The 26090-nt window shown below is 66.0% G+C and carries 18 protein-coding genes and 1 rRNA gene; 6 read left to right on the top strand and 13 right to left on the bottom strand.

Annotated elements, in window-relative coordinates:
• The first annotated feature begins 57 nt into the window (after positions 1–57).
• On the top strand, positions 58–723 hold the full coding sequence (locus BLS75_RS31120) for an HAD family hydrolase (protein WP_072453079.1): 666 nt from the start codon (positions 58–60) through the stop codon (positions 721–723).
• A gap of 388 nt (positions 724–1111) precedes the next feature.
• Here the strand turns inward: BLS75_RS31120 and BLS75_RS31115 are convergent, their stop codons facing one another.
• Complete coding sequence (locus BLS75_RS31115) at positions 1112–2827, bottom strand: 2-isopropylmalate synthase (RefSeq protein ID WP_072453081.1); 1716 nt, start codon at positions 2825–2827, stop codon at positions 1112–1114.
• Between the two features lie 275 nt (positions 2828–3102).
• Here BLS75_RS31115 and BLS75_RS31110 point away from each other — a divergent pair, with 275 nt between their 5' ends.
• Positions 3103–3933 (top strand): AraC family transcriptional regulator, encoded by an 831-nt coding sequence (locus BLS75_RS31110; protein WP_011062405.1) that lies wholly within the window; start codon positions 3103–3105, stop codon positions 3931–3933.
• Positions 3934–3937: 4 nt separating this feature from the next.
• On the opposite strand, the gene BLS75_RS31105 is transcribed toward BLS75_RS31110, so the two are convergent.
• From BLS75_RS31105 to BLS75_RS31095, 3 genes are read right to left on the bottom strand one after another with little or no spacing between them, the layout of a single operon-like run.
• Complete coding sequence (locus tag BLS75_RS31105; RefSeq protein WP_072453084.1) at positions 3938–5527, bottom strand: DHA2 family efflux MFS transporter permease subunit; 1590 nt, start codon at positions 5525–5527, stop codon at positions 3938–3940.
• Positions 5520–6629, bottom strand: coding sequence for an HlyD family secretion protein (locus BLS75_RS31100; RefSeq protein ID WP_015636447.1), 1110 nt, complete (start codon positions 6627–6629; stop codon positions 5520–5522). The genes BLS75_RS31105 and BLS75_RS31100 overlap by 8 nt, the downstream gene beginning before the upstream one ends.
• Entirely contained in the window at positions 6626–8104 is a 1479-nt protein-coding gene (locus BLS75_RS31095; RefSeq protein WP_072453086.1) for an efflux transporter outer membrane subunit, read from the bottom strand. The genes BLS75_RS31100 and BLS75_RS31095 overlap by 4 nt, the downstream gene beginning before the upstream one ends.
• Positions 8105–8340: 236 nt before the next feature.
• On the opposite strand from BLS75_RS31095, the gene BLS75_RS31090 reads away from it, so the two are divergent.
• From BLS75_RS31090 to BLS75_RS31080, 3 genes are all read left to right on the top strand, one after another.
• The gene (locus BLS75_RS31090; RefSeq protein ID WP_041774389.1) at positions 8341–8919 is read left to right on the top strand and encodes a DUF4337 domain-containing protein; all 579 of its coding nucleotides are present in this window, start codon (positions 8341–8343) and stop codon (positions 8917–8919) included.
• 200 nt (positions 8920–9119) lie between these two features.
• Complete coding sequence (locus BLS75_RS31085) at positions 9120–10610, top strand: aldehyde dehydrogenase family protein (RefSeq protein WP_072453089.1); 1491 nt, start codon at positions 9120–9122, stop codon at positions 10608–10610.
• A gap of 184 nt (positions 10611–10794) precedes the next feature.
• Entirely contained in the window at positions 10795–12714 is a 1920-nt protein-coding gene (locus BLS75_RS31080) for an amidohydrolase (protein WP_072453091.1), read from the top strand.
• A 137-nt stretch (positions 12715–12851) separates the two neighbouring features.
• Here the strand turns inward: BLS75_RS31080 and BLS75_RS31075 are convergent, their stop codons facing one another.
• The 7 genes from BLS75_RS31075 to BLS75_RS31045 form a co-directional block, all read right to left on the bottom strand.
• A complete protein-coding gene (locus BLS75_RS31075; protein ID WP_072453094.1) occupies positions 12852–14171 on the bottom strand; it encodes a flavin-dependent monooxygenase QhpG in 1320 nt (439 codons plus the stop codon).
• Entirely contained in the window at positions 14156–14839 is a 684-nt protein-coding gene (locus BLS75_RS31070; RefSeq protein WP_072453096.1) for a subtilisin-like serine protease QhpE, read from the bottom strand. The genes BLS75_RS31075 and BLS75_RS31070 overlap by 16 nt, the downstream gene beginning before the upstream one ends.
• Positions 14829–16547, bottom strand: coding sequence for an ABC transporter ATP-binding protein (locus BLS75_RS31065; RefSeq protein WP_072453099.1), 1719 nt, complete (start codon positions 16545–16547; stop codon positions 14829–14831). The genes BLS75_RS31070 and BLS75_RS31065 overlap by 11 nt, the downstream gene beginning before the upstream one ends.
• The gene (locus BLS75_RS31060; protein WP_072453101.1) at positions 16547–18451 is read right to left on the bottom strand and encodes a sigma-54-dependent Fis family transcriptional regulator; all 1905 of its coding nucleotides are present in this window, start codon (positions 18449–18451) and stop codon (positions 16547–16549) included. Before BLS75_RS31060 ends, BLS75_RS31065 begins: the two co-directional genes overlap by 1 nt.
• A gap of 455 nt (positions 18452–18906) precedes the next feature.
• Entirely contained in the window at positions 18907–19932 is a 1026-nt protein-coding gene (locus BLS75_RS31055) for a histone deacetylase family protein (protein WP_072453103.1), read from the bottom strand.
• Between the two features lie 10 nt (positions 19933–19942).
• Positions 19943–21172 carry a Zn-dependent hydrolase gene (locus BLS75_RS31050; protein WP_072453111.1) on the bottom strand — a complete coding sequence of 410 codons (1230 nt, stop codon included), beginning with the start codon at positions 21170–21172 and terminating at the stop codon, positions 19943–19945.
• Positions 21173–21191: 19 nt separating this feature from the next.
• The gene (locus tag BLS75_RS31045; protein ID WP_072453106.1) at positions 21192–22505 is read right to left on the bottom strand and encodes an MFS transporter; all 1314 of its coding nucleotides are present in this window, start codon (positions 22503–22505) and stop codon (positions 21192–21194) included.
• Between the two features lie 178 nt (positions 22506–22683).
• On the opposite strand from BLS75_RS31045, the gene BLS75_RS31040 reads away from it, so the two are divergent.
• Positions 22684–23649 carry a LysR family transcriptional regulator gene (locus BLS75_RS31040; protein ID WP_072453108.1) on the top strand — a complete coding sequence of 322 codons (966 nt, stop codon included), beginning with the start codon at positions 22684–22686 and terminating at the stop codon, positions 23647–23649.
• A 1-nt stretch (position 23650) separates the two neighbouring features.
• On the opposite strand, the gene mrdA is transcribed toward BLS75_RS31040, so the two are convergent.
• Positions 23651–25543, bottom strand: a complete 1893-nt coding sequence (gene mrdA, locus BLS75_RS31035) for a penicillin-binding protein 2 (protein WP_011062421.1) — start codon at positions 25541–25543, stop codon at positions 23651–23653.
• A 221-nt stretch (positions 25544–25764) separates the two neighbouring features.
• Positions 25765–25880, bottom strand: a 5S ribosomal RNA gene (gene rrf, locus BLS75_RS31030).
• Positions 25881–26090 lie beyond the last annotated feature (210 nt).

Raw genomic sequence — 26090 nt, 5'->3', positions numbered from 1 at the left:
TGCGGGCTTGATCGATTCAGCCAACCGGCCCGGATGGGGCCCGACAGGAACTGTCCCATGCTCAATGCTCTGCTCTTCGACCTTGATGGCACCCTGACCGACACCGACGCCCTGCACCTGCTGGCCCTGCAGCAACTGCTGCTGGAAGAAGAGGGCCGGACCTTCACCCAGGAAGAATTCGAAGCCCATGTCAGCGGCCAGGCCAATGCCAACATGTGCCGCTACCTGTTCCCCGAGCGCAGCGTGGCGGAACATGAAGCCTTTGCCGAGCGCAAGGAAGTGCGCTTTCGCCAACTCTCCCCGCAACTGATGCCCATGCCCGGCCTGCTGCGCCTGCTGGATTTTGCCCAGGAGCACGGCATCGGCGTGTGCGTGGTCACCAACGCGCCCCGGGCCAATGCCGAGCACATGCTCGAGGTGCTGGGCCTGCGGCAGCGCTTCCAGACGGTGCTGGTGGCCGAGGAGTTGCCTCGTGCCAAGCCCGATCCCCTGCCCTACTTGAGCGGCCTGGAATGCCTGCAGGCCACCGCCGACCAGGCCCTGGCCTTCGAAGACTCGGTACCCGGGCTGACAGCCGCGGTAAAAGCCGGGATCTGCACGTTCGGCCTGGCCACCAGCCAGCGCCCGCAAACCCTGCTGGATGCCGGCGCCCACCGCGTGATCAACGACTTCGACGACGCGCAACTGTGGGCCGAAATCCGGCGCCGGCTCGATCTGCCCTGAAGGGAATGGGATGAGAATATTGGCCAGGCCAAGCGGGAAGGAAACAGCCAGGGAGAAAGAAACGGCAGGAGGGAAAAAGGTGCTCGCCCATCACTTCGGCAGTGGCATCCAGACCGAAGTACCCCCTTTGGCTGGGCGAGCAGGAGGGAATATACGCGGGCTCCAGGGGCAGTAATATCGGACATATCCGAAAACACCCTACGACTTGGGCAAAGATGCTGGAGGTTTATCCCTGCACGACTTTTTTTTCACGGTGCTTTCACCTCGCCGCCCCTATATTGCCAATCACTCCTTAACGAATCCCATTTGGCCCGCGCTACAGCGGGCTTTTTTTTGCCCGGGCTCCAGCGGTCGGCCCCCTGGGGCGCCGACTGCTGGTGCGGGTCACTCAGGGAGCCACCCGCTCCGCAAGCGATGCCTGGGTGGGGACGAATGCCGGCGCCTGCTCGGGATAAAACCGCGCCGCGGCATTGATCACGGCCTGCACCGAGGCGGTGACGATATTGGCGTGACAGCCGGCGCCAAAACGTGACCCGGCAATGCCCGGCCACACTGCTTCGACGATTGCCAGCGCCTGCGCATCGGCCCCCGCCCCCAGGTTGCGCTCTTCAAAACTGTCGATGCGCAGCGGCAAGCCCAGGGCGGCCAGGGCCGCCGCGACAGGTCCGTTGCCCACGCCATGCAAGCACGCCTCCTGGTTCCCGGGGGTGGCGACCCGCAGCTCGATCCCCTGCCCCTCGGGGGCATCGAACAACCGATGAGCGAGATACCGCAGGCCGGCCGTGCCCTCTGAGCACGCCAGATAGGTGCGCTGGAACACCTCCCATAAAGCGTCGCTGCTCAACTCGGCGTCACTGGCATCAGCCAGCTTCTGCACAATGGCGCTGAACTCGATCTGCATGCGCCGGGGCATGACGATGCCGTGGTCACGCTGCAGCAGGAAAGCGATCCCGCCTTTGCCGGACTGGCTGTTGACCCGCACGATGCTGTCGTAGGTCCGCCCCAGGTCCTGCGGATCAATGGGCAGGTAGGGTACCTCCCAGAAACCGTCGGCCGCCTGGGCGGCAAAGCCCTTGGCGATGGCGTCCTGGTGCGAGCCGGAAAAGGCGGTGAACACCAGGTCGCCGACATAGGGATGGCGCGGATGGATCGGCAGCGCCGTGCACTCCTCGGCAACCCGGGCCACCGCTGCGATATCGGAGAAATCCAGCCCGGGGCTGATGCCCTGGGTATAGAGATTCAGGGCCAGGGTCACCAGATCCAGGTTGCCACTGCGCTCGCCGTTGCCGAACAGGCAGCCCTCCACCCGCTGGGCGCCCGCCAGCAACGCCTGTTCGGCACAGGCCACGCCGGTGCCCCGGTCGTTGTGCGGGTGCACTGACAGCGTGACCTGGTCGCGGCGCTCCAGGCGCTTGTGCATCCATTCGATCTGGTCGGCAAAGACGTTGGCGGTGGCCACCTCGACGGTGGTCGGCAGGTTGATGATGATCGGGCGCCCCGGGCCGGCGTCCCAGGTACGGATCGCGGTGTTGCACATGCGCAGAGACACCTCGAGCTCCGCCATGCAGAAGGTTTCGGGGGAATACTGCAACACCCATTCGGTTTCCGGATGCTGGTCGGTCAACTCGCGCAACAGCCTGACATGGCGCTCTACCAGGGACTCGACCTCGTCCACCGAAAGCCCGAAGACCACGCGCCGCCAGACCGGGGCGATGGCGTTGTACAGGTGGACGATGACCCGGCGCGCACCCTGCACACTGCGTACGGTTTCGCGGATCAGGTCCTCGCGCAGTTGGGTCATCACCATGGGCGTGACGTCGGCGGGAATCCGCTGCTGTTCCACAAGCTCGCGGACCACCTCGAAATCGGTGCGCGAGGCGGCGGGGAATCCCACTTCGATTTCCTTGAAGCCCAGGCGCACCAGTTCCTCGAACAGGCGCAGCTTGCGCTCGCGGTTCATCGGCTCGAACAGCGCCTGGTTGCCATCGCGCAGGTCGGTGGACAGCCAGATCGGAGCCTGGGTGATGGTACGTGACGGCCACTGGCGCGAGTCCAGGTCCACGGGAGCAAAGGCACGGTATTTGGTATGGGGATGGGCGAGCATACTGACCTCGAAAGCACAATGGAGAACGCGATGGATCTCCCCTGCTTTCATCATGGAAAGCGCTTCGAGGCCGGAGTCTGGGGGAGATCAGCCTGGGTGCCAGGTTCCTGGCAGCACCGGCAGACCCCGGCCGTAAGGCAGGGGTAGCGCTAGTAGCAGGGTCAGGAACAGGGGGTTCATGGGCGGTTGCAACCGTCGGCGGGCAAGGAGTGATCTGTAGTCTAGGTAGCGATCTTCTGAATGTAATGCGCTAAACGCCCTTTGATTATCGCAAAATGGACATTTTCACCTATGATAAGCGCCCCATGATCCCTTCCAGGACGGAGGCGCTGCGCTGCATGTCCGATCTGCTTGTTGTCTCGTCCATCGACTGCCTGTCCATGCCGGTTACCAGCATCGCCGTGGATTACCCCAACGGCCATGAAATACCTGCCCACAGCCATCCACGCTCGCAGCTGGCCTATGCCATCGAGGGCGTGCTGGTGATCGACACCGAGTCCGGCCGCTGGGTGGTGCCGCCCAGCCGCGGGGTGTGGTTGCAGGCCGGCGTCGAGCACCGGGTACGCATGCGCGGCGCGGTGCGCATGCGCAGCCTGTTCATCAATGTCGATGCCATTGCCGGCCTGCCCGAGCATGACTGCGTGATCGAGGTCTCGCCGTTGCTGCGCGAGCTGATCCTGGCCGCCGCCCAGGTCGGCACGCACTATTCGCCGGACAGCCGCGACGGCCGCCTGATGCGCCTGATCCTCGATGAGATGCGCTCGCTGCCGGTGCTGCCGTTCAGCCTGCCCTGGCCCCATGAGCCGCGCATGCTGCGGGTGTGCCAGGCGCTGGCGGACGACCCTTCGGACAACCGCACCGCCGAACAATGGGGCGACTGCCTGGCCATGAGCGCCAAGACCTTCCATCGCCAGTTCCAACGCCACACCGGCATCACCTTTGGCCGTTGGCGCCAGCAGGCGCGGTTGCTGATGTCCCTGGAGTGCCTGGCCGAGGGCATGCCGGTGGTGCAAGTGGCGCTGCAGCACGGCTACGACAGCCAGAGCGCCTTCGCCGCCGCCTTCAAGCGCCAGTTCGGCACGCCGCCTTCGGAGTTCTACCGCTGAGGGCTCAGGCCCGGCGCAGCAGCACACCGGCCACCACGCACAACAGCATGGCCAGCCCCGCCAGCAAGAAGGCATCGCTGTAGGCCAGCAGCAGGGTGTCGCGGTGCAGCACCTTGTCCACCATGCCCAGGGCTTGCTGGCGCAGGGGCGCCAGCGCCGCCGAATGCAGGGCCGTTGCGTACTCCACCGGTGCCTGGGCCAGCAGGCGCACCAGTTCCACCAGGCGCTCCTGGGTGGCCTGGGCGAACAGGCTGACGGATTCGCCAATGCGCTGGGCGTGGAGTTTCTCGCGCTCCACCACGATCTGGCTGGACAGCGCGATACCGATGGCCCCGCCGACGTTACGCACCATGGAGAACAGTCCGGAGGCCGAGCCCACCTGGTCCTTTTCCAGCCCCTGGATCGCCATCACCCCCAGCGCCACCACTACCAGCGACTGGCCGATACCACGCACCACCAGCGAGGGCACGATGACGTTCACCGAGGCATCGGGGTTGAGGTGGATGTTCATCAGGCAGCCGATGCCAGTGATGGCGAACCCGGCAATGATGATGGTGCGGGCGCTGGTCCAGCGCATCAGCCGCGGGGTGGCGAACGACATGACGAACTGGATCAGGCCGTAGGGAATCATCATCAGGCCGATCTGCCGGGCGTTGTAGCCGTGGATCTGGGCAAAGTAGTTGGGCACCAGGAACACCACGCCGAACACCACCGCACCGAAGGTGAATTGCATCAGGCTGGCAATGCCGAAGTTGTAGCGCCCCAAGAGGCGCAGGTTGATCAACGGCTGCTCGCGACGCAGTTCGATGGCCACGAAGGCCAGCAGGCCGACCGTGGCCAGGATCGCGCAATGGCTGATGAAGCTTGAGGCGAACCAGTCGTAACGGCCACCCTCCTCCAGCATGATCTGCAACGCCGAGAGGCCCACGGCCATGCTGGCGATGCCGCCCCAGTCACCCTGGCGCAACTTTGCCAGGACCATGGGCTGGGGCCGTACCGACCAGCCGATGGCCGCCAGCAGCAACAGCCCCGGCGGCACTTGCAGGTAGAAGATCCAGCGCCACGAATAGGCATCGGTGAGCCAGCCGCCCAGGGACGGTCCCGCGGCCTGGGCGACATTGTTGGCCACGGCGAACAGGGCCATGCCCATGGGATGCCGGGCCGCCGGCAGCTCGGTGACAATCAGCTGGAACGACAGGGGAATCAGCACCCCGCCAAAGGCCCCTTGCAGCACCCGGGCGAAGATCAGGCTGTGGATGTTCGGCGCCAGGGAACAGGCGATCGAAAACAGCACGAAACCGGCGGTGCCGACCATCAGCACCCGGCGCATGGAAAACACCGAGACCAGCCAGCCGGTCATGGGAATGATGATGATCTCCGCCACCAGGTAGGCGGTGGTGATCCACGACCCCTCCTCGAAAGTCGCCCCCAGGGAACCACGCACGTCCGGCAGGGAAGCGTTGGTCACGTGCACGTTCATCCCGGCCATGAAGCAGCCCACCACGCTGCCCAGCACCGCCACCCAGGTGCGCAGGGAGATTGCCTGTGCGGCGGCCTCGCCGGTGCCTTCCGATACGGCCTGGGCACTAGTCATGACGAGTGTCCACGGTCACCACCACCGACATACCGGGGCGCAGCTGCGCCTGTCGCGGCTGCCCCGGATCGAGGCGGATGCGCACCGGCATGCGCTGCACGATCTTGGTGAAGTTGCCGGTGGCGTTGTCCGCCGGCAGCAGGGCGAATTCGGCGCCGGAAGCCGGGGCGAAACTCTCCACCCGTCCCTCCAGTACATGGCCACCCAGGGCGTCGACCTCGACCCGCGCCGCTTGCCCGGGCCGCATGCCGTCGACCTGGGTTTCCTTGTAGTTGGCCACCACATAGGCGTCCTCAGGCACCACCGCCAACAGCGGCGCGCCGACTTCGACGTACTGCCCCAGGCGCAGGCGCCGCTGGCCGGCGATACCGTCCACCGGGCTGCGGATCAAGGTGCGAGCCAGATCGATGCGGGCCAGTTGCCGCTGGGCCGTGACCCGGGCCACGCCCGCTTCGAGCTTGTCCAGTTGCGCCCGGGCGCTTTGCTGTTCGGTATCGAGCACCTGTACCTGTTGGCGCCGCGCGGCCAGGCTGGCGCGGGCCGCGCCCAGGGCGGCATCGGCCTGACGGGCCAGGGCGGCGGCGTTTTCCAGTTGCTGCACGCTGCTGACTTGCTGGCTGGCCAGGTGTTGCTGCCGCCGCCCTTCCTGGCCGGCCCGTTGTGCCTCGGCCTCGGCGGCGCCGACCCGGGCCTGGGCTTCGGCGATCAGGCTCTGCTGCTGTTGCTGGCGGGCGGCCAGATTGGCCAGCCGCGCCTGCCCGGCACGCTGTTCGGCCTGGGCCTCGCGCAGCGCCGCTTCCGCCTGTTCGACCCGGGCCCGGTAGTCGCTGTCGTCGATCCGCGCCAGCAGGTCGCCAGCCTTGAGCGGCTGGTTGTCCCGGACCTCGACCGCCACCAGGTAGCCGGCGACCCGGGGCGCGATGGTGACGATGTCCGAGCGCAGGTAGGCATCGTCGGTCTCCACCAGGAAACGCCCGTTGAACCACCAGCGCAGGCCCCAGGCCAGAACCAGCAGCAACACCAGCGCCAGCCCGGCATAACCGAGTAAGCGACGGCGGGTGACGGCTTGCGCCGGGAAAGCGGGAACAGGGGTCTGGGTCATTGCAAAGGCTCGTTGGGGGTTCGCGGGAAAGGGTTGGCCGCAGCCCGGCTCGGCTGCGGCAGGACAATCGGCGGCGCGCTGCGCCAGCCGCCGCCCAGGGCCTTGAACACCAGCACCTGGGTATCGATGACGGCGGCATCGGCCTGCGCTGCCGCGGCCCGGGTACGTACATCGGTGCGCTGGGCATCGAGGTAATCCAGGGCCGTGGAGGCACCGGCGGCCCTGGCTAGCCCGGCCAGGCGCAAGGCCTGGTGGTCACGTTCGGCTGCCAGGTGCAGGGCTTGCTGGCGCTGCAACGCGGCCTGGTAGTCGCTCAGGGCCTGTTGCTGCTCCTTCAGGGCCGCCAGGATGCTGCGGTCGAAATCCGCCAGCGCCGCGCTTTCTCCGGCGCTGGCCTGGGCGATGCGGGCGCGGGCGGCATTGAGGTTGGGCAAGCTCCAGGACAACAGCGGCCCCAGTTGCCAGACCGACGCGTCACGCTCGTCGAAACCCGAGGGCTGGTGCGCCGACGTGAAGACCCCGGCCCCCAGGCTGACCCTTGGATAGAGGTCGGCCCGAGCCACGCCGATGCGCGCCGTGGCCGCCGCCAGCCGGCGCTCGGCCTGGCTCACGTCGGGGCGCCGACGCAACATGGCCAGGGCATCGCTCTGGGGCATGGGCGACCCCAGGGTCGGGGCCTGGCGACAAGCCTGGGCCGCCGCCGGTGCATCACCCGGGGGGCGCCCCAGCAAGACGGCCAGTTCGGCCAGGGCCCGTTGCCGTCCGGCCTGCAGCGGCGGCAGGCTGGCCTGCACCTGGCCCACCAGGCCTTCGGCGCGCACCACATCCAGGGTCACCGCGGCGCCGGCCCGATACAGCCGGCCGCTCAGGGTGCGGCCCTGCTCCACCAGCGCCAGGGACTCGCCGGCCACCTGCAGGCGCTGGCCGTAGCTGCAGGCCTGCAACCAGGCACGGGTGGTTTCCGCGGCCACCACCACCCGCAGCCCATCTTCGGCGGCCCGGGCCGCCTCGGCATCGGCCCGGGCGGCATCGGCCAGGCCGTGCAGGCGGCCGAACAGGTCGGCCTCCCACTGCACATCCAGGCCGACCCCATAGCGGCTGCCGGTGCGGATGTGCTGGCTGTCCTGCAAGGCGGCTTCCAGCTGGTCGTCGGCGGTACTGCCGTAGCCGGCGCGGGCCGTCACCTGGGTGGAAGGCTGGCGCAGGGTATCGGTTTCGCGCAGCAGCGCCCGGGCCTGCAGCAGGTTGGCCGCGGCCATCCGCAAGTCGCGGTTCTGGCTCAGGGCTTCCTGTACCGCGGCATTGAGCCCAGGGTCACGGTAGAGCTGCCACCACTGGTCGAGCCCCTGCTCGGCCGTTGCGTCCAGGTGGCTCACGGGCAGGGGCACAGTGCTGCCGGGCGGCCGTTCCGGCCCCAGGGTGCAACCGGCCAACAGGGCGCACAGGGCCCATGCAGGCCTCGGGTAAATGGGCATGGGAAGTACTCACGGATTCGAAGCGCCTACTTTAGAAAGGCCAGCTTGCGACCGTCTAACGAGAATTTCTTTTCGATTATCGCGAAATGGTCAACCTTGATCCCAAGCGCGGCCCTTCCGGCCTGGGCCCACAGCTCCAGGCTGTCGGCCAGCTGAACGAACTCACACTGGCCCTGCTGGCGCCAGTGGCCATGGATACAATTTGAAACACCCCCTACCCAGCCGATCGGATCGCCATGACCGAAGACTTCGATGTGCCCAGCCCCCACGAAAAGCACCTGGAACACGTGAGCGAACAAGCCCACGCGCGCAGTGACCGCTTCGCCAGCAAGATCGCGGTGATGACGGCGATCATGGCCACCCTGGGAGCGCTCCTGAGCTATCAGGCCGGCTCCTCGGAAAGCCTGGCGGCGATGGACAAGAACAATGCCGCGATGAAAAAGACCGAAGCCGCCAACCAGTGGAGCTACTACCAGGCCAAATCCAGCCGGCAGAACCTGGCGGAGCTGGCGACCCACATTCCCGGAGTCGATGCCGCGCACTACGGCATCGAAGCCCAGCGCTACCAGAAGGAAAAGGAAGCGGTGCGCCTCAAGGCCGAGGCCCTGGAAGCCGAGGCCCGGGACTGGGACGAGCAATCGGAAGCCGCGCTGCACCAGCACCATCGCTGGGCCCAGGCGATGATGGCGATCCAGATCGCCATCTCGATGGCGGCCATCACCCTGCTGACCCGCAAGGAATGGCTGAAGAAGCTCGCCTACGGCGCGGCCGGCGGCAGCGTGCTGCTGGGCACCCTGGCCTGGCTGCACATCTAGAGCCCCCTACCGGCCCCCGGAACCTGCCAGCCGATGCGTCTCTTGAATCTCACCGGGCTGTCGCAGTTTGCGAAAAACTGCCGCCGCGCAAGCCCCGGTGCTGCGCCCCAGGCCCCGCCATAGCGGGGCCGCGGCGCCTGGGTGGAACTGGCACAGCCATTGCGAAAGCCCCTGCCTCACCTACAACAAGAGGCTTCGCCATGGCTATTGCCCCACTGCTCGCCGCTACCACGGCCTTTATCCAGCGCGCCCCGCGCATGCTGATCGGTGCTCACTGGACCGAGGCCGGCGACGGCCAGACCATGCCCCTGCGCAACCCCGCCACCGGCGAACAGCTGTGCCTGGTGCCCCGGGCCACGGTGGACGATGTGGACCGCGCGGTGCTGGCAGCGCGCCAGGCCTTCGACGATTCGCCCTGGACCCGCACCCGCCCCCGGGAGCGGCAGAACCTGCTGTGGAAACTCGCCGACCTGATGCAGCGCGACGCCGAACTGCTGGCCCAGCTGGAATGCCTGAACAACGGCAAGAGCGCCGCCGTGGCCCAGGCCATGGACGTGCAACTGTCCATCGATTTCTTGCGCTACATGGCCGGCTGGGCGACCAAGATCGAGGGTTCAAGCGTCGAGGTCTCGCTGCCCCTGATGCCTGACGATCAGTTCCACAGTTTTATCCGCCGCGAAGCCGTGGGCGTGGTCGGCGCCATCGTCGCCTGGAACTTCCCGCTGCTGCTGGCCTGCTGGAAACTCGGCCCGGCCCTGGCCACCGGTTGCACCCTGGTGCTCAAGCCCGCCGATGAAACTCCGCTCAGCGCCCTGAAACTGGCCGAGCTGGTGCAGGAAGCCGGCTACCCCGACGGCGTGTTCAACGTAGTCACCGGCACCGGCATCACCGCCGGCAGTGCCCTGACCCGCAACCCCCTGGTGGACAAGCTGACCTTCACCGGCTCCACCGCCGTGGGCAAGGAAATCGGCAAGATCGCCATGGACTCCATGACCCGGGTAACCCTGGAACTGGGGGGCAAGTCGCCAACCATCGTCATGGCCGACGCCGATCTGGCCAGCGCCGCGGCCGGGGCTGCCAGCGCGATCTTCTTCAACCAGGGCCAGGTCTGCTGCGCCGGCTCCCGGCTGTATGTGCAGCGCAAGCATTTCGACAAGGTGGTAGCCGACATCGCCGGCATCGCCAATGCCATGAAGCTGGGCAATGGCCTGGACACCAGCGTCGAGATGGGCCCGCTGATTTCCGCGCGCCAGCAGGAGCGGGTCTATCGCTACATCGAGATGGGCCGCGAAAGCGGCGCCACCATCGCCTGCGGCGGCGAACAGTTCGGCCCGGGGTATTTCGTCAAGCCGACGGTGATAGTGGATGTGGACCAGAAGCATTCGCTGGTGCAGGAAGAGATCTTCGGCCCGGTGCTGGTGGCCATTCCTTTCGACGATGAGGCCGACGCCCTGCGCATGGCCAACGACAGCCCCTACGGCCTGGGCGCGAGCATCTGGTCCAACGACCTGGCGGCGGTGCACCGGATGATTCCGCGGATCAAGTCCGGTTCGGTGTGGGTCAACTGCCACAGTGCCCTGGACCCGGCACTGCCGTTTGGCGGCTACAAGATGTCCGGGCTTGGTCGGGAAATGGGGCACGCGGCCATCGAGCACTACACCGAGTTGAAATCAGTGCTGATCAAGCTCTGATCCGCCCCGCGCCAACCGCCCCACCCGGGGCGCCGGAGGTGGTCCGGCGCCCCCCGACGACCGTCCTGTTCGCCGTGCAAAGCGCTGCTACGCTCAGCCCGAGCCGGCTGGCCACCTCGTTTGAAGAGCCTGGGCTCATCCCCCCACAACGCCTCATCACCACCGAAAACCCGAGGAAAGCATCATGGGATCAAATGGAAATGATCACGATTACATCCAGTGCGGCTGCCACAACCCCGTCTGGGAAGCCTTGAAAGACACCCTCGACCCCGCCAGCTATATCGCCAGCCACCCCAACGCGGCACAGGGCCCGGCCAGGGACGCGAACGGCGAGTCCCTGGTGTTTCATGACGGCATCATCTACCCCTTGCGCGACGGCAACATGGATGAGCGGGTCGAAGCCCTGGGCATCCATGCCGGCGACGTGGTCGCCGCGGGCACCCTGGCCGCCGTCGAAGCCCGCATGCAGGCCCTGGGCATCGACTACAAGAAGCAGTCGCTGCACGGCAAGACCCTGCTGCCCGGCCTGGTCGAGCCCCACGCCCACATCGTGCAGAGCTGCGCCATGGATGGCTGGCTGAACCTGGGCGCCATCGAGCCCGACGACGGCGATACCCAGCAGGCGCCAGAGAAAAACAGCCAGCGCCTGCGGCCGCTCTATACCTGGGGCTGGCTGAAGGAAACCATCCAGAACAACCTCCCCGAAGACAGCACGAGCTGGGTCCTCGGGCACCTGGTCGACCCGGCGCTGATGCCGTTCAAGGTGATGCCGGGCGGCCTGAACCAACTCATGACCCTGCAATGTGGCGACACGCCCGAAGAGGGCTACCTGGACACCATCGAGGCCAAGCGGCCGATGCTGCTGATCAGTGCCTCCATGCACACCGCCTACATGAACACGGCGGCCCGGGATCTGGTGCATGAAAGAACCGGGGTCATGGTCGAGAATGGCGTGCTGCAGGAAACCCAGATAGTGGCCGGGATCCTGTCGATTCCCGCCAGGCAGAAGCTTGCAATGCTGAAGATCTTCGAGCGCCTGGACACCTTCTTCACCACCGCGGCCAGCCGCGGGATCACCCTGCTGTACGACGCGATGATGGACCCCTTGTCGAAGCTGGTATTGAACGCCTACTTCCTGTCCCACCCCAGAACGCTGCGGATCGGCTACGCCGCCGCCTGCAACAACTCGCTCGAAGCCCTCAAGCTGCTGCCGGACTATCGGCCGGCCACGCGGGAAGAGGCCAGGCACATGTATCAGGGCTCGATCAAGGTGATCTCGGACGGGTCCAACCAGGGGTTGACCGGCTATCAGGTCGCGCCCTACTGCTGCGAGACCGCCCGCCCGGTGGGCAACTTCAATCTGTGCGACGAGGGCGAGGACACCCCGAAAACACTCCCGGTCAAATACCAGGAATTTATCCACGCGGCGGTGAAAAAAGGCTGGCCGCTGATGATCCATGCCAACGGCGACCAGGCCATCGAATTCACTCTGCAGGCCTATGACCTGGCCCTGCAGGGCCAGAGCGGCCTGGGCAAGCGCCATCGCATCGAACACTGCTCGCTGCTGAGCAAAAGCACCCTGGAAACCATGCAGCGCCTGGGCCTGTCACCGAGCTTTTTGATTGGCCATGTCGGCTACTGGGGCTACGCCTTCGATAAAGCCATTTTCGAAAAGAAGGCACACAACATGCTCGACCTCTGCAAGTCGGCCCTGGACCACGAGCTGCGGATTTCCCTGCACAGCGACTATTCGGTGACCCCACTGGGGCCCCTGCGTTCGATGGAGCAGGCGGTGACCCGCAAGATGGAAGGCATCCGCAATCATGACAACCTGTTCGTCCATGACCCGCGCCTGCAACCCATCCTCAATGAGGGCCAGTGCCTGACCCGCAAGCAGGCGCTGAAAGCCATCACCTACGACGCTGCCTGGCAGTGCCATGCCGAGGCCTGGACCGGCTCCCTGCAGGACCAGAACTTCGCCGACTTCGTGATCCTCGAGCAGGACCCACTGGACGAGAAGTTCCCGGCCACCCGGATTCGCGACATCAAGGTCTGCGAAACCTGGAAAGGCGGCCAGCGGGTGTACCTCAACCCCCGTAGCTGACCAGTGCAAGCCCGGGGGCTGCGCCAGCTCCCGGTGCCCCCTGTAGGAGCCGGCTTGCCGGCGAAAAAGACCGCAGGTTCACTCCGGTGGATGGCCGCTGCGCGGTTCGCGAGCAAGCTCGCTCCTACGATCCCCGTTCAGGGGCGGTAGCCTTGGGCCAGCAACCAGCTGCGTATCAGCCGATTCTGGTCCGGGCTCAGTTGCGCCAGGGCCTGGGCCGCCCCCTGGCTGCGCAAACGGCGCAACAGCGGCGCCAGTTCCACGCCCTGTACATGCCAGATGCCCAGGGGCTGGTCCGGGGTGATCACCACTTCGGCTTCATCCACCAGGCCGTCGCGCAGCACCGGGGCGCGCTCGATGCGCAAGGCCGAAAAGTCCACGGCATGGTGCGCCGGCTGGCAATCCGGCCACTGCCGGCGGGCCTGCCAGAACGACTGCTCGGGCCAGCGTTGCTCGTCGGCGTAGAAGTCCCGGCCGATGCGCGCAAAACGCAGGAACAACTGTTCCACCCGCTGCCCGTGAAAACGCTGCGCCAGCGCTGCACGTTGCGGCTGCTGCAGCAAGGTGTTGATCACCGCCGGGGCCTGCAACGCCGAGGACAGGGATTGGAAAATGCCGTTGCCGGATAAAGGGTCCACGGCCATGGCCGCATCGCCGACCCGCAGCCAGTTCGCGCCACAGGCCTGGGGGTTGAGGATCGCCGTGCTGCTGCGGGCATGCAGGTGCAATTGCTGCTCCTGGCCACCGGCAAAGAATTCCCGGGCCATGGCCGAGCCCAGGCGGCGCTGGCGACAGTACTCCAGCAACTGCGCCTTGCCCGGCAGCCCGGCGCTCTCCACATCCAGGGTCAGCTGCCAGTAGCACTGGCCGTCCTCGCGCCGGGCCATCCAGGCCCAGCCGTCCTCCAGGCTGTGCACCGCGCTGGCGGCGCTGCCGCCAGGGCCCTGCCAGCGGTTGAGCAGGCTGACGGTTTCCGGGCCGCGCAGGCCCTTACCGCCCCCCTGGCGCAAGGCTTTGTCCAGCACCGGCGCCTGCCGGCCACGGGCCTCCACCAGGAACTCGCCGCGCACCTCGCCCTGCCCTTGCACCTGGACCCGATGCCCGGCCTCGCTGGACTGCACCCCCAGCACCCGGCCCTCGATCAGCTTGACCTGCGCTTCGCGCAAGGCCTCCCGCAGGCCGCGGTCGAAGGCCGGGCGATCCAGCAGGTATTCGATATTCTGCGCATGTTCTGTACCGTTCCATGCCACCTGCCGCTGGGACGGTTGCAGGGCCTGAGCCAGCGCCTGTTCCAGGCCGGCACCGCGCAAGGCTTCAAGCACCCGCAGCGAGACCCCTTCCAGGGCCGGAAAGCGTCGCCAGTCGCTGACCAGGGTCACCGGGTAGCCGAGGCGGCGCAGCCCCAGGGCCACTGCGGCCCCGGCCGGCCCCGCGCCGAGGATCAGGATGGTGTGCATGGCTGTTGCCGGCGTTCCGGCCCCTGGTAGTGGGCGTTGTCCTGCAGCCACTGCCGGACCTGTGCCTTGTCGGCTTGCGGGTGGGCACCCAGGTAGGCCGCGATATGCCCGCTCAGGGACGCGCACCCCAGGCTGGCGCCGGATTGCCCCGGGCTGCTGCCGCGCACGCAGGCGGCGAAATCAGCCTGGGCGGTGTTCAGCCATGACCACTGCTGCGCGCTGCATCGCGCATCGCCGGTGACGCGCAGCACCCCGGGGTAACTGGCCGGAAACACCGCCTCGCCCTGGGCCGGGCTGGATGCGCACAACAGCACCCCGCGGGCCTCGGCCGCGGCACAGGCCTGGCGCAGCAGGTCGCGATCCTGGCGCAGGCCCAGGCTCAGGTTGATCAGGCGCACGTCCTGCGCAAGCAACCAGTGCAGCGCGGCGCTGACTTGCGCGGCGCTGGTGACTGCGCGCCGGTCGAACACCTGGGCCACATAAACCTGCGCCGTCGGCGCGCGCTGGCCGATGGCCTCGATGATCGCGCTGCCATGGCCCAGGGCGTCTTCCTGCAAGGGGCCCTGGCCTATCCCTTCGGGCTGCAGGAAGAAGCGTCGTCCGCCCGCCACCCGCTGATGGGCGGCATGGCCGCTGTCGATCACGCCGATGCGCAGCTCAGGCTTCATGGGCCACCTCCAGCGCATGCAGTACGCCATCGCGCAATTCGAAGCGCAGTTCGGCATCGGCCAGGGTCGAGGGTCGGTGGCTGATGAGGATCCGCGTGCGCCCGGCGAACAGGTGGTCGATGGCCTCGATCACCTCGCGCTCGGTGGCCTCGTCCACCGCCGAAGTGGCTTCGTCCAGCACCAGGATCATCGGGTCCTGGAGCAGGGCCCGGGCAATGGCGATGCGTTGTTTCTGCCCGCCGGACAATTGCTGGCCGCGTTCCCCCAGGGGGCTGTCCAGGCCTTCGGGCAGGGACTCGATCAGCCCTTGCAACTGCGCCAGCCGCGCCACTTCGGCCACGGCTTCGCGGCTGGCATCGGGCACGCTGTAGGCCAGGTTGTCCGCCAGGCTGCCGCGAAACAGCACGATATCCTGGCTGACCACCGCCACCCGCCGGCGCAACTGCGCCAGGTCCAGCTGGCGCAGGTCGACGCCGCCCAGCAGCACCTGCCCGGACTGCGGATCGTGATGGCGCTGCAACAGGTCGATGAGCGTGCTTTTGCCTGCGCCCGAGGTGCCGCTGAGGGCCACTTTGCGGCCGTAGGGAATACGCGCCTCGATGCCCTGCAGGGTCGAGCCGCGGCCCGGGTGGCAAAAGTGCACTGCGTGAAAATGCAGCTCGCCCTGCTCCGGCACCGGCAGCGGCGCCTCGGGGTTGCTGATGCCCGGTTCCTCGCCACGCAGTTCCATGACCCGGCCGAGGCTCACGGTCATGCGCTGGATTGCCACATACAGGCCCAACAGGCTCTGCACCGGGCCCACCGCCATGCCCAGGTAGGTGGAAAAGGCAATCAGCGCCCCCAGTTGCCAGGTGCCCTGCACCACCCAGTAACCGCCAATCAGGAAGGCGCAGGCCCGGGACAAGGAGGTCAGGGTACCGGGCACCGCCTGGGTGAAGAACTCGGTGACTTGCAGTTTCAGCAGCTGTTGCAGGTAGCCCTGGCCAAGGCCATCCAGGCGCCGGGCCTCGCGCTGCTGCTGGCCGGCGCTCTGGATGAACTTCATCACCGGCAGGGTTTCCACCATGAACGAGGACATGTCCGCCGAACGCTCGCGCAACTGGCGCACATCGCGCTCCACCTTGCGCCGCATCCAGCGCAGCCAGAGCACGTCCAGGGGAATCAGCACCAGGGCCAGCAGCGAGAGTTGCCAGGACAGGGTCAGGAGCATGGCCAGGGCCACCACCAGGCCGATCACGCTGGACACGGCGGAGAACAATGAATCCACGGCAAAGCGCTGGATCTCCGCCACATCGCCATCCAGGCGCGACATCAGGTCGCCGATCCGCCGCTGGCCGTAGAAGCTCGGCGACAGGCGCTGCAGATGCCGATAGAGGTCGTCGCGCAGGGCGAACAGGATGCGCCCGGACAGCCGCGTATGCAGGTAGCGGTTGACCCCGGAGAGCACGGTGCCCAGCAGCCCGGCACCGATCATCAGCGCGGCGATCAGCACCAGCCGCGAGAAGTCCCGGGCCAGCAGGCCGTCGTCGATCAGCAGCTTGGTCAGCCAGGGCTGCACCAGCACCAGCAGGGAAGCGCACACCGACAGCCCCAGCAGGCCGCCGATGGCCAGCCGGTGGGGCCGCACGAAACTGTAGAGCCAGCCCAGGGCGGCACTCAGGGCCTGGGGGTCGCGGCTGTCCACCAGCCGGGTGATCAGGCGCCGCATCAGGCGCGCAACTGTTTGAGCTTGCGGTACAGGGTCGCGCGGCTGATGCCCAGAGCGTCCGCTGCCGCCGAGACATTGCCCTGGTGGGTGTCCAGGGCACTGCGGATCAGCTCCAGCTCGTTCTCGCGGATGCTCCCGGTCTGCGGTCGGGCACTGGCATTGAGGTCATCGAGCATGCTGTCGGGCAGGTGCTCCAGGCCGATGTGGCACTCACCGTCTTCGCGCAGGGCCAGGGCTGTGCGCAGGACCATCTCCAGCTGGCGGATATTGCCCGGCCAGTGGTAGTCCGCCAGCAGCCGACGCAGCTCATCGCTGAGGATCACCTGGGCGCCACCGAGCTTGGCCAGCAAGCTGTCCACCAGGGGCTGCAGGTCTTCGCGTTCGCGCAGGGCCGGCAACAGCACGCTGATGCCGTTGACCCGGTAGTACAGGTCTTCGCGAAAAGCCTTGTCCTGCACCTGCTGCTTGAGGTCGCGGTGGGTGGCGCAGATCAGGGCGATGTCGATGTCCTGTTCTTCGCCGGCCCCCAGGGGCGCCACCTTGCGGTCCTGCAGCACGCGCAGCAGGCGGGCTTGCAGGGCCAGGGGCATGTCGCCGATCTCATCGAGGAACAGGGTGCCACCGTGGGCCTGTTGCAGGCGCCCGATCATGCCGCCACGACGCGAGCCGGTGAAGGCGCCTTCGCGATAGCCGAACAGTTCCGACTCGATCAGGCCTTCGGGGATCGCCGCGCAGTTGACCGCGACAAAGGGTTTCTCGGCGCGGCTGCCGGCGCGGTGCAGGGCCCGGGCCAGGACTTCCTTGCCGGTGCCGGTTTCTCCCAGTAGCAACACCGGCAGGTCATTGGCCAGGCCCTGACGGGCCATGCGCAAGGTGCGGGCGTAACGGCTGTTGCCCCCGGCCAGGGCTTCCAGGTCCTGGGGCATGGCTGCGGCTTTCGGAGCGCTGCGTGGCGCACGATGCAGGTTGAGCGCTGGCTGCGGCGCCCGCAGGGCCTTGTAGAACAGCTCGCCCTTGGCGGTTTGCAGGCTGCCCACGGCGCCCTGTTGCAGGCGTGCGAGCAGTTGCAGGCCATCGACCCCGAGGAACTCTTCGCAGCGCCGGCCCACCAGGGCTGCGCGCGGGGTGTTGAGCAACTGGCAGGCCTGGCCGCTGACCGCGAGGATCTGCCCGCCCAGGCTCAGGGCCAGCAGCCCCTGCCACGGTGATTCGAGGTATTGCCGGCGGCTGTGGAAGGCCAGGACGATCTGCTCCGGGTAGGTGGCATGGAACACCCGGGCTTCGATCTGGCTGACCGCCATGGCCAGCAGCGCGGTGCTGTCCTGGGCCCGGCCCAGGGGGCCTTCGCGGGTCAGGTCGAGCACGCCCAGAATCTCGCCCTGGGGGCACTGGATGGGCACCGAGGTGCAGGAGAAATGGCTGAGACGGTCCAGGTAGTGCTCGCCGCAGTCGATCAGGGTCGGCCGGGCCTCCACCAGGGCCGTGCCCAGGGCGTTGGTGCCGCGGGTGGCTTCGCTCCAGCAGGCGCCAAGGGTGATGTCCTGCACGCCGCTGTCCTTGAGACGGTCGGCGCGGCCTTCGATGGCCAGGATGGTGGCGTCGGCATTGGCCAGGATGATCATCCCGTCCTTGCCCTGATGCTGGCTCAGGTAGTCGATGGCCGGGATCGCCGCGTCCAGCAACAGGCGGTTGCTGGCCAGCAGCACTTCGAGGCTGGCGCTGGATTCCAGGGTCAGTTGGTGCTGGCTGCCAAAGTGCACGCCATGGCTGAGGCTGCGCCGCCATGAGGCATCGATTTCCGCACGCAGAACCCCGTCGGGGATCTGGCCTTCCAGGTGCAGCCGTTCCCGGGCCAGCCGGGCTTCGTGTTGCTGCTCACCCTTTATTGTTTTTATAAGAGTCATCAAGCGCTCCGAATCGGTCCGCCCGCTGCATCCCGCTCCACTCCCTTGGATTGCGCGAAGCACGCAAGCCGTGGTCAATGTCTACACCGGGTTCAGGGGGCAGTAAAGGGGCTTTGCCCGGATCATCGGGCAGCCCTGAATTGCTTACCCTGTCATTGGAGATCAAGCAAAACCTGCGCCAGTGGAACGGGCGCTCGAGCATCTTGACGTTAACGTAAAGCAAATGGCAAGTACCGCACGCCCCCTCCCGTTGGCACTGGCCTGCCAGCGAAGAGGCCCCGAGACGAGCGCAGGGCTTGAGCCCCCTATGCCGGCAGGCCGGCTCCTAAGACGAATGCATGCCAGCTTGTGCAGGAGCTGGCTTGCCAGCGAACGAGGGCCTTTAGTCGGGTGCAAGACGTAAGGACCCTTTCGCGGGCAAGCCGGCTCCTGCGAGCGGGCGGGGCTGGTGGTGCCTACAGGGCCCAGGCGCCAGAGTCTGCGAAGAAGGCGCGGGCGTTGTCTTCCAGGCTTTCCAGGTGATAGCCGCCTTCCTGGACGATCAGGCACGGCAGGCCCAGGCTGCGGATTCGCTGGCCAAGGATGGCGAAGCCGTCCCGGGTCACTGCCACCTTGCTCTGCGGGTCGAGTTCATAGATATCGAACCCCAAAGACAGCACCAGCACCTCGGCATCGAACGCCTTCACCGCCTCCAGGGCCTGTTCCAGAAGGGCGAGGAAATCCCCTTCGCTGGCGCCATGGGCCATCGGCAGGTTGAGGTTGTAGCCCTCCCCCGCCCCGGCGCCACGCTCTTCGGCGAACCCGGCCACCCCCGGGTAGAAGTTGGTCGGGTCGCCGTGCACCGAGACATACAGCACATCGGCACGCTCGTAGAAGATTTCCTGGATGCCCTGGCCGTGGTGCATGTCGGTGTCCAGCACCGCCACCCGGGCGTATTTGTCCCGCAGGACCTGGGCGGCGATCGCCGCATTGTTCAGGTAGCAGAAGCCCCCGGCCGCCTCGGACCGGGCGTGGTGGCCCGGCGGGCGGCACAAGGCGTAGGCCGCCGGCTCACCGTCGAGCAACGCCTGGGCCCCGGCGACGGCACTTTGCGCCGACCAGTAGGCTGCACGCCAAGTCGACTCACCCACCGGGCAACTGCCGTCGGCCAGGTAGCACGCGGCCTGGGCCAGGACCCCGCGCAGGGCATTGGGCTCACGCACGAAGATGTTGGACATCACCTCATCGCCCCAGTCTTCGGGGATGTCCTTCCAGCCCTGGTGCGCATCCTGCAGGAACGCCAAGTACGGTGCGCCGTGTACCGCCAGCAACGGTGCCATCCCGGCATCCCGTGGCTGCTCGACGGCAAAACCCAGGGAGTGTGCGGCCTGCACCAGGCGCTGGGCGCGCTCCGGCACCTCCTGGGGTATGCGCATCTGGCCGCGCGAGTAGTAGCTGCGTGGATGGTGGAGCAACTGTTCGGGGTGGAAAAAACTGCGCATGACCTTCTCCTTATTCAACCTGGCCGGCACGGGCCAGCACGGCGTTAAGCAATACATCGGCGCCCTGGCGCACGTCCTCGGGCAACACGTCTTCGGCTTCGTTGTGGCTCAGGCCACCGACACAGGGAATGAACACCATGGCCGTCGGGCAATAGCGGGCCAGCAAGATGGCGTCGTGGCCAGCGCCGCTGACGATGGACTGCTGAGCGTAGCCCAGGCCATCCACCGCCTGCTGCACCGCCGCCACGCACTCGGCATCAAATGGCGTGGCCGGGCTGACCCAGTGCCGGCTGATACTGACCTTGAGCCCGCGCTGGCCGGCGATGGCCTGCAGGCGTTCCTCGACCTGCTGCTCCATGGCGGCGATCTGCCGATCCTGGTGGTGGCGCAGGTCGACGGTGAAGCTCAACAGGCCGGGAATGGTATTGCGCGACGACTTGGCGATGCTCAGCTCACCCACGGTGGTCAGGCCCTGGGGGGCAAAATCCGCTGCCAACTGCTCCACTGCAAGAATCATCTGCGCCGCGCCGTACAGCGCATCCTTGCGTAGCGGCATCGGCGTGGTGCCGGCGTGAGCCGCCAGGCCTTCGACCTGCACATCGAGCCAGCGGATGGCCTGGCCGCCGCTGACCACGCCGATGCTCTTGGCGTTGTCTTCAAGGATCGGGCCCTGTTCGATATGGGCTTCGAAGTAGGCATCCACCGCTGCGCCCAGGGGCCGGCTGCCGGCATAACCGGTGCGCTGCAGGGCCTGGGCGACGCTGATGCCATCGGCGTCACGCACCGCCAGGGCGGCGTCCAGGGCCATGACCCCGGTGAACACCGCCGAGCCGAACATCGCCGGGGTGAAACGCGCGCCCTCCTCGTTGGTCCAGACCGCCACTTCCAGGGGCTTGCGGGTCTGGATCCCTAGGTCATTGAGCGTGCGTACCACTTCCAATCCGGCCAGCACACCGTAGACCCCATCAAAGCGCCCGCCTTCGGGCTGGGTGTCCAGATGGCTGCCCATCATTACCGGGGCAGCGTCCGGGTCGCTACCTGGGCGCCGGGCAAACAGGTTGCCAATGGGGTCGACGCTCAGGCTCATGCCGGCCTCGGTGCACCAGTGGGCAAACAGTTCGCGACCGGCCCGGTCTTCATCGCTCAAGGCCAGGCGGCAGCTGCCGCCACGGGCCGTGGCACCGATTTCGGCCATGGCCATCAGGCTCGTCCAGAGGCGCTGGCCATTGATTTTCAACATCATCAGATTCTCCAGACAATCAGGCGTGGGATGCCATTTCCAGGCGATGGGCGTGAGCGTGCCGGCGTGCCAGGGCCAGCACGCAGATCAGCGAAACGGCAGCGATCAGGCTGTAGAACACTGCCATCGGCCACCATTGGCCAATGAACCGATGGGCCAGCCAGGTGCCGATCAGCGGGGTCAGGCCTCCGGCCAGGGCACCGCATACCTGATAGGCCAGGGAGATCGCGGTGTAGCGCACCCGGGTCTCGAACATGCCGCTGACGTAACCGGCGATCACCGCATAGAAGGAAGCCATGCACACCACCGCCAGGGCAATGCCGAGGATCATCAGCGGCGCCTGCCCGGAACTCACCAGCACGAACATCGGATAGGGCGATGCCATGGCCAGCAGCGACACCAGGCAGAGAAAGCGCGTGGCGCCGATTTTCTCGGCGGTCCAGGCGGCCAGGGGCTGAATGCAGAACTGGATGAGCGCCACCACGAACAGGCATTCAAGGATCAGTGAACGGGGTATCTCCAACTGCTGGGTGGTGTAGGCAATCATGAAGGTGTTGGTGAAATACACCCCGGCAATCCCCAGGGTGTTGGCGCCGATGCACAGTAGCAAGGGACGCCAGGCGGTGCGCAGCACCTCCATTACCGGAGCCTGCTCCTTGCGTAGCGACCTGGCCGCCAGCTCGCGACTGGCGAGGAACTCCGGCGACTCGTTGACCCCCAGGCGAATCGCCAGGCCCACCAGCAGCAACAGCGCACTGGCCAGGAACGGCAGGCGCCAGCCCCAGCTCATCAGGGCGTCCTCGGGCAGGCGGGTCACGGCGCTGAAGGCCAGCAGCGAAAGGATCAGCCCCGCGGGGCTGCCCAGTTGGGCGAAAGACGCGAAGAAGTTGCGCCGGCCCTTGGGCGCGTGCTCGCCGGCCATCAACACCGCCCCGCCCCACTCACCGCCCACGGCAATGCCCTGGACGATGCGCAGCAGGATCAGCAGCACCGGCGCCAGGGCACCGATCTGTGCATAAGTTGGCAGCAGGCCGATGCAGACCGTGACCACGCCCATCATCAGCAGGGTGATGACCAGGGATTTCTTGCGGCCGATGCGGTCGCCGATATGGCCAAAGATGATGCCCCCTAAAGGTCGGGCGAAGAAGCCCACGGCAAAGGTGCCGAAGGCGGCCATGGTGCTGAACAGCTTGTCGTCGGAGGGGAAGAACAAGGTACCGAACACCAGCGCCGCGGCAGTGGCGTAGATGTAAAAGTCGTACCATTCGATCATGGTGCCGATAAAGGCGGCGGCCGCAGCCCGGCGAGGCTGAGGCGAAGCGGAAGGCTTCATGGTTGGCTCCCTTGATTATTTTTTTGGCAGGAGGAAGGGTCGGGCGCAGGGGCTTCTGCTGGCACCTGTCTGGGGTGGATTTATCCGTTCCGGGGGATAATTAGTCAATTTTCTATTGGTTATCTCGATTATTATCCTGGCTTATTATTCAGCTACCGCCCGAACCAGAGCCCCTGCCATGTCCGACCGCGATGCCCGCCGCCTGCTCAACGACCGCCTCGACTGGAACCTGTTGCGCACCTTTCGGGTGATTGGCCAGGAGCTGAGCATCAGCCGTGCAGCGGCGCGCCTGCACTTGACCCAGCCGGCGGTCAGCCAGGCCCTCAAGCGCCTGGAAGAACAACTGGGCCGGCAGTTGATCGCCCGGCGCGGCCCACGCTTTGCCCTGACCGAAGTGGGTGAGCAGATCTTCGCACTGGCCGGAGAGATCTACGGCCAGATGTCCCAGGTCAGCAGCATGCTGGAACAGCCCGCCGACGAGGTGATCGGCAAAGTGCGGCTGTTGATCATCAGCCGGATCTTCAGCGAACGCTTCGATGACTTCCTGGCCGACTTCCATCGTCAGCACCCGCGGGTCGATCTGGAGGTGGAAGTGATGCGCAGCTCGGACATCGTCAGCGCCCTGCAGGAAAAGACCGCGACCCTGGGCTTGAGCCTTAACCGCCGGCCACAGCCGCGCCTGGAACAGCGGCTGTTCCTGCGTCAGCGCTATGCGTTTTTCTGCGGCAAGCACCACCCGCTGTTCGGCCGTGGGGATGTGGCCGAGGGCGATCTGCAACGGGAGAACTTCGTCAGTTTCACCAGCGACCAGATCGGCGGCATGCTCTCGCCGCTGACCATCTTCCGTGACCAGCAGGGCTTCAGCGGACGCATCGTCGCCTCCTCGCCGAGCCTGGAGGAAGTACGACGCCTGGTGATCGCCGGCTTCGGCATCGGCTGCCTGCCGGAACATGTGGTGGCCGCCGATACCGAAGCCGGGCTGCTGTGGCGCCTGCCGCCACACGAAGGCACTGCCGATGTCGACATTCACCTGCTGTGGAACCGCGAGCAGCGCATGAGCCGGGCCGAGGTACTGTTTCTGCAGAGCATCCAGCACATGCTCAGTCAGCATGAGCCGGCGCCGGGTAGCCTGATGTTGAAATGATTCAGACGTGGGGATCGCCAGGGGCCTTGGCCGGGGCTGCGTACTGCGGCTTGAGGTGGCCGTTCTGGTCCAGTAGCCAGGCGTCCATGATCTGCCGCACTACGGGGCCGGCCACCCGACCACCGGCTTCGCCGTTCTCGATCATCACCGAAATCACGATCTGTGGATGCTCCGCCGGGGCGAAGCCCACGAACAGGGCGTTGTCACGGTTGCGCTCGCGGGTCTTGAGACGGTCATAGCGCTCGCCCTGCTTGATCGCCACCACCTGGGCCGTACCACTCTTGCCGGCGATGCGGTACTGCGCCCCGGCTGCCGCGGCGCGGGCGATACCGCGGGGATCGTGCATCACCATCTGCATGCCGTGGTTGACCTGATCCCAGTCACGGGGATTCTTCAGCAGGATGTTGGGCATCGGATGCTCGTCCACCGGGGCCACGCCATCGATGGTCTTGGCCAGGTGCGGACGGTTCCACACGCCCTTGTTGGCAATCAGCGCGGTGGCCTGGGCCAGTTGCAGCGGCGTGACTTGCATATAGCCCTGGCCGATGCCGAGGATCACGGTTTCCCCCGGGAACCATGGCTGGCGACGGGTGGCGCGTTTCCAGGCCTGGGAGGGCATCAGGCCGGGAGACTCTTCGAACATGTCCAGAGAGACCTTCTCGCCCAGACCGAACATCGCCATGTAGTCGTGCAGGCGGTCGATGCCGAGCTTGTGCGCCAGGTCATAGAAGTAGGTGTCGTTGGAACGCATGATCGCTGCGTCCATGTCCACCCAGCCATCGCCGCTGTGGTTCCAGTTGCGGTACTTGTGGTCGAAGTCCGGCAGTTGGTAATAGCCCGGATCGAAGACTCGGGTCGAAGCGGTAACCACGCCGCTATCGAGGCCGGCAATCGCCACTTCCGGCTTGATGGTGGAGCCCGGCGCGTAGAGGCCCCGCAGCACTCGGTTGAACAGGGGCCGGTCGATGGAGTCGTGCAGCGCAGCGTATTCCTTAAAGCTGATGCCGGTGACGAACAGGTTGGGGTCGAAACTTGGCTTGCTGACCATGGCCAGAACTTCGCCGGTGGCCGGGTCCAGAGCCACCACGGAACCACGGCGATCGCCCAGGGCCTCCTCAGCAGCTTCCTGGAGCTTGATATCCAGGCTCAGGACGATGCTCTTTCCAGGGATCGGATCGGTGTGCTTGAGTACTCTCATCACCCGGCCCTGGGCGTTGGTTTCTACTTCCTCATAGCCGACATGACCGTGCAGTTCGGCTTCGTAGAATTTCTCGATGCCGGTCTTGCCGATGGATTGGGTGCCACGGTACTCCACCGAGTCCAGGGTCTTGGCTTCTTTCTCGTTGATCCGCCCGACGTAACCGATGGAGTGGGCAAAGTGTGCGCCTAGGGGATAGTGGCGGACGAACTGGGCCTCCACGTCCAGGCCGGGCAACCGGTATTCGTTGACCGCGAGCACGGCGATCTGCTCTTCGGTGAGCTCGTAGAACAGGGTCACAGGGACGAAGGGATGACGGGCCTGCTTCATCTCCTTGTCGAACAGCGTGCGGTCTTCCGGGGGCAAGTGCAGCAGATCGACCACGGTGTCCAGCTCGCCCTTGAGGTCGGTGGTGCGTTCGCGGGTGATCGTCAGGTTGAAGCTGGGGCGGTTGTCCGCCAGGACCACGCCATTGCGGTCGTAGATCAACCCACGGGTGGGAGTGATCGGCAGCACATGAACGCGGTTGTTCTCGGAAACGGTGGAGTGGTAGTCGAACTCCACCACTTGCAGAAAATACATCCGCGCCACCAGGGCGCAGGTGATGGCCACCACCAATACGGCACAGGCCAGCAGCCGTTTGTTGACCAGGCGGCTTTCTTTCTCGTGGTCCTTGATCGGAATCGCTTCGGGCATTGCTACAGCTTCTCGATGAATAGAGGTCGACGCTGTTCCGTGCGGATGAACTCAAGTCCTTTAAAAAGAGCTGCACCATACCAAAAACCACCCACGGACTTTGAGGGGATTTCCATCGCGGCTGATCAATGGCGACTTGGCGGCTACTTGTATACCGCAAGTTTTTCAACGCGCAAAAACAAAACCCCAACTGCATGTGCAGTTGGGGTTTCGGAATTTAATCTTGACGATGACCTACTCTCACATGGGGAAACCCCACACTACCATCGGCGATGCATCGTTTCACTTCTGAGTTCGGGATGGGATCAGGTGGTTCCAACGCTCTATGGTCGTCAAGAAATTCGGTAGCCAGTCCGTTGCTTGTGCAACGTGCCAGCGAATGGGTATGTAATAGGTTTGTGTGTTCGCAAACTTTCGGTTTGTATCGTCTTCACACACCGCAACTCGCTTCTTAAGCAAATTGCTTGGGTGTTATATGGTCAAGCCTCACGGGCAATTAGTATTGGTTAGCTCAACGCCTCACAGCGCTTACACACCCAACCTATCA

The sequence above is a fragment of the Pseudomonas sp. NFPP12 genome, assembly GCF_900103205.1.
GTDB classification, from domain to species: Bacteria; Pseudomonadota; Gammaproteobacteria; order Pseudomonadales; family Pseudomonadaceae; genus Aquipseudomonas; species Aquipseudomonas protegens.
This window is presented reverse-complemented; position numbering and strand designations above follow the sequence as displayed.

Excerpts from the sequence above, each read along its gene's own strand:
- BLS75_RS31060 (WP_072453101.1), bottom strand. The coding sequence starts at position 18,451 with ATGACTCTTATAAAAACAATAAAGGGTGAGCAGCAACACGAAGCCCGG.
- BLS75_RS31110 (WP_011062405.1), top strand. The coding sequence starts at position 3,103 with ATGGACATTTTCACCTATGATAAGCGCCCCATGATCCCTTCCAGGACG.
- BLS75_RS31065 (WP_072453099.1), bottom strand. The coding sequence starts at position 16,547 with ATGCGGCGCCTGATCACCCGGCTGGTGGACAGCCGCGACCCCCAGGCC.
- BLS75_RS31050 (WP_072453111.1), bottom strand. The coding sequence starts at position 21,172 with ATGTTGAAAATCAATGGCCAGCGCCTCTGGACGAGCCTGATGGCCATG.
- BLS75_RS31105 (WP_072453084.1), bottom strand. The coding sequence starts at position 5,527 with ATGACTAGTGCCCAGGCCGTATCGGAAGGCACCGGCGAGGCCGCCGCA.
- BLS75_RS31100 (WP_015636447.1), bottom strand. The coding sequence starts at position 6,629 with ATGACCCAGACCCCTGTTCCCGCTTTCCCGGCGCAAGCCGTCACCCGC.
- BLS75_RS31115 (WP_072453081.1), bottom strand. The coding sequence starts at position 2,827 with ATGCTCGCCCATCCCCATACCAAATACCGTGCCTTTGCTCCCGTGGAC.
- BLS75_RS31045 (WP_072453106.1), bottom strand. The coding sequence starts at position 22,505 with ATGAAGCCTTCCGCTTCGCCTCAGCCTCGCCGGGCTGCGGCCGCCGCC.
- BLS75_RS31040 (WP_072453108.1), top strand. The coding sequence starts at position 22,684 with ATGTCCGACCGCGATGCCCGCCGCCTGCTCAACGACCGCCTCGACTGG.
- BLS75_RS31075 (WP_072453094.1), bottom strand. The coding sequence starts at position 14,171 with ATGCACACCATCCTGATCCTCGGCGCGGGGCCGGCCGGGGCCGCAGTG.
- mrdA (WP_011062421.1), bottom strand. The coding sequence starts at position 25,543 with ATGCCCGAAGCGATTCCGATCAAGGACCACGAGAAAGAAAGCCGCCTG.
- BLS75_RS31080 (WP_072453091.1), top strand. The coding sequence starts at position 10,795 with ATGGGATCAAATGGAAATGATCACGATTACATCCAGTGCGGCTGCCAC.
- BLS75_RS31120 (WP_072453079.1), top strand. The coding sequence starts at position 58 with ATGCTCAATGCTCTGCTCTTCGACCTTGATGGCACCCTGACCGACACC.
- BLS75_RS31070 (WP_072453096.1), bottom strand. The coding sequence starts at position 14,839 with ATGAAGCCTGAGCTGCGCATCGGCGTGATCGACAGCGGCCATGCCGCC.
- BLS75_RS31090 (WP_041774389.1), top strand. The coding sequence starts at position 8,341 with ATGACCGAAGACTTCGATGTGCCCAGCCCCCACGAAAAGCACCTGGAA.
- BLS75_RS31085 (WP_072453089.1), top strand. The coding sequence starts at position 9,120 with ATGGCTATTGCCCCACTGCTCGCCGCTACCACGGCCTTTATCCAGCGC.
- BLS75_RS31095 (WP_072453086.1), bottom strand. The coding sequence starts at position 8,104 with ATGCCCATTTACCCGAGGCCTGCATGGGCCCTGTGCGCCCTGTTGGCC.
- BLS75_RS31055 (WP_072453103.1), bottom strand. The coding sequence starts at position 19,932 with ATGCGCAGTTTTTTCCACCCCGAACAGTTGCTCCACCATCCACGCAGC.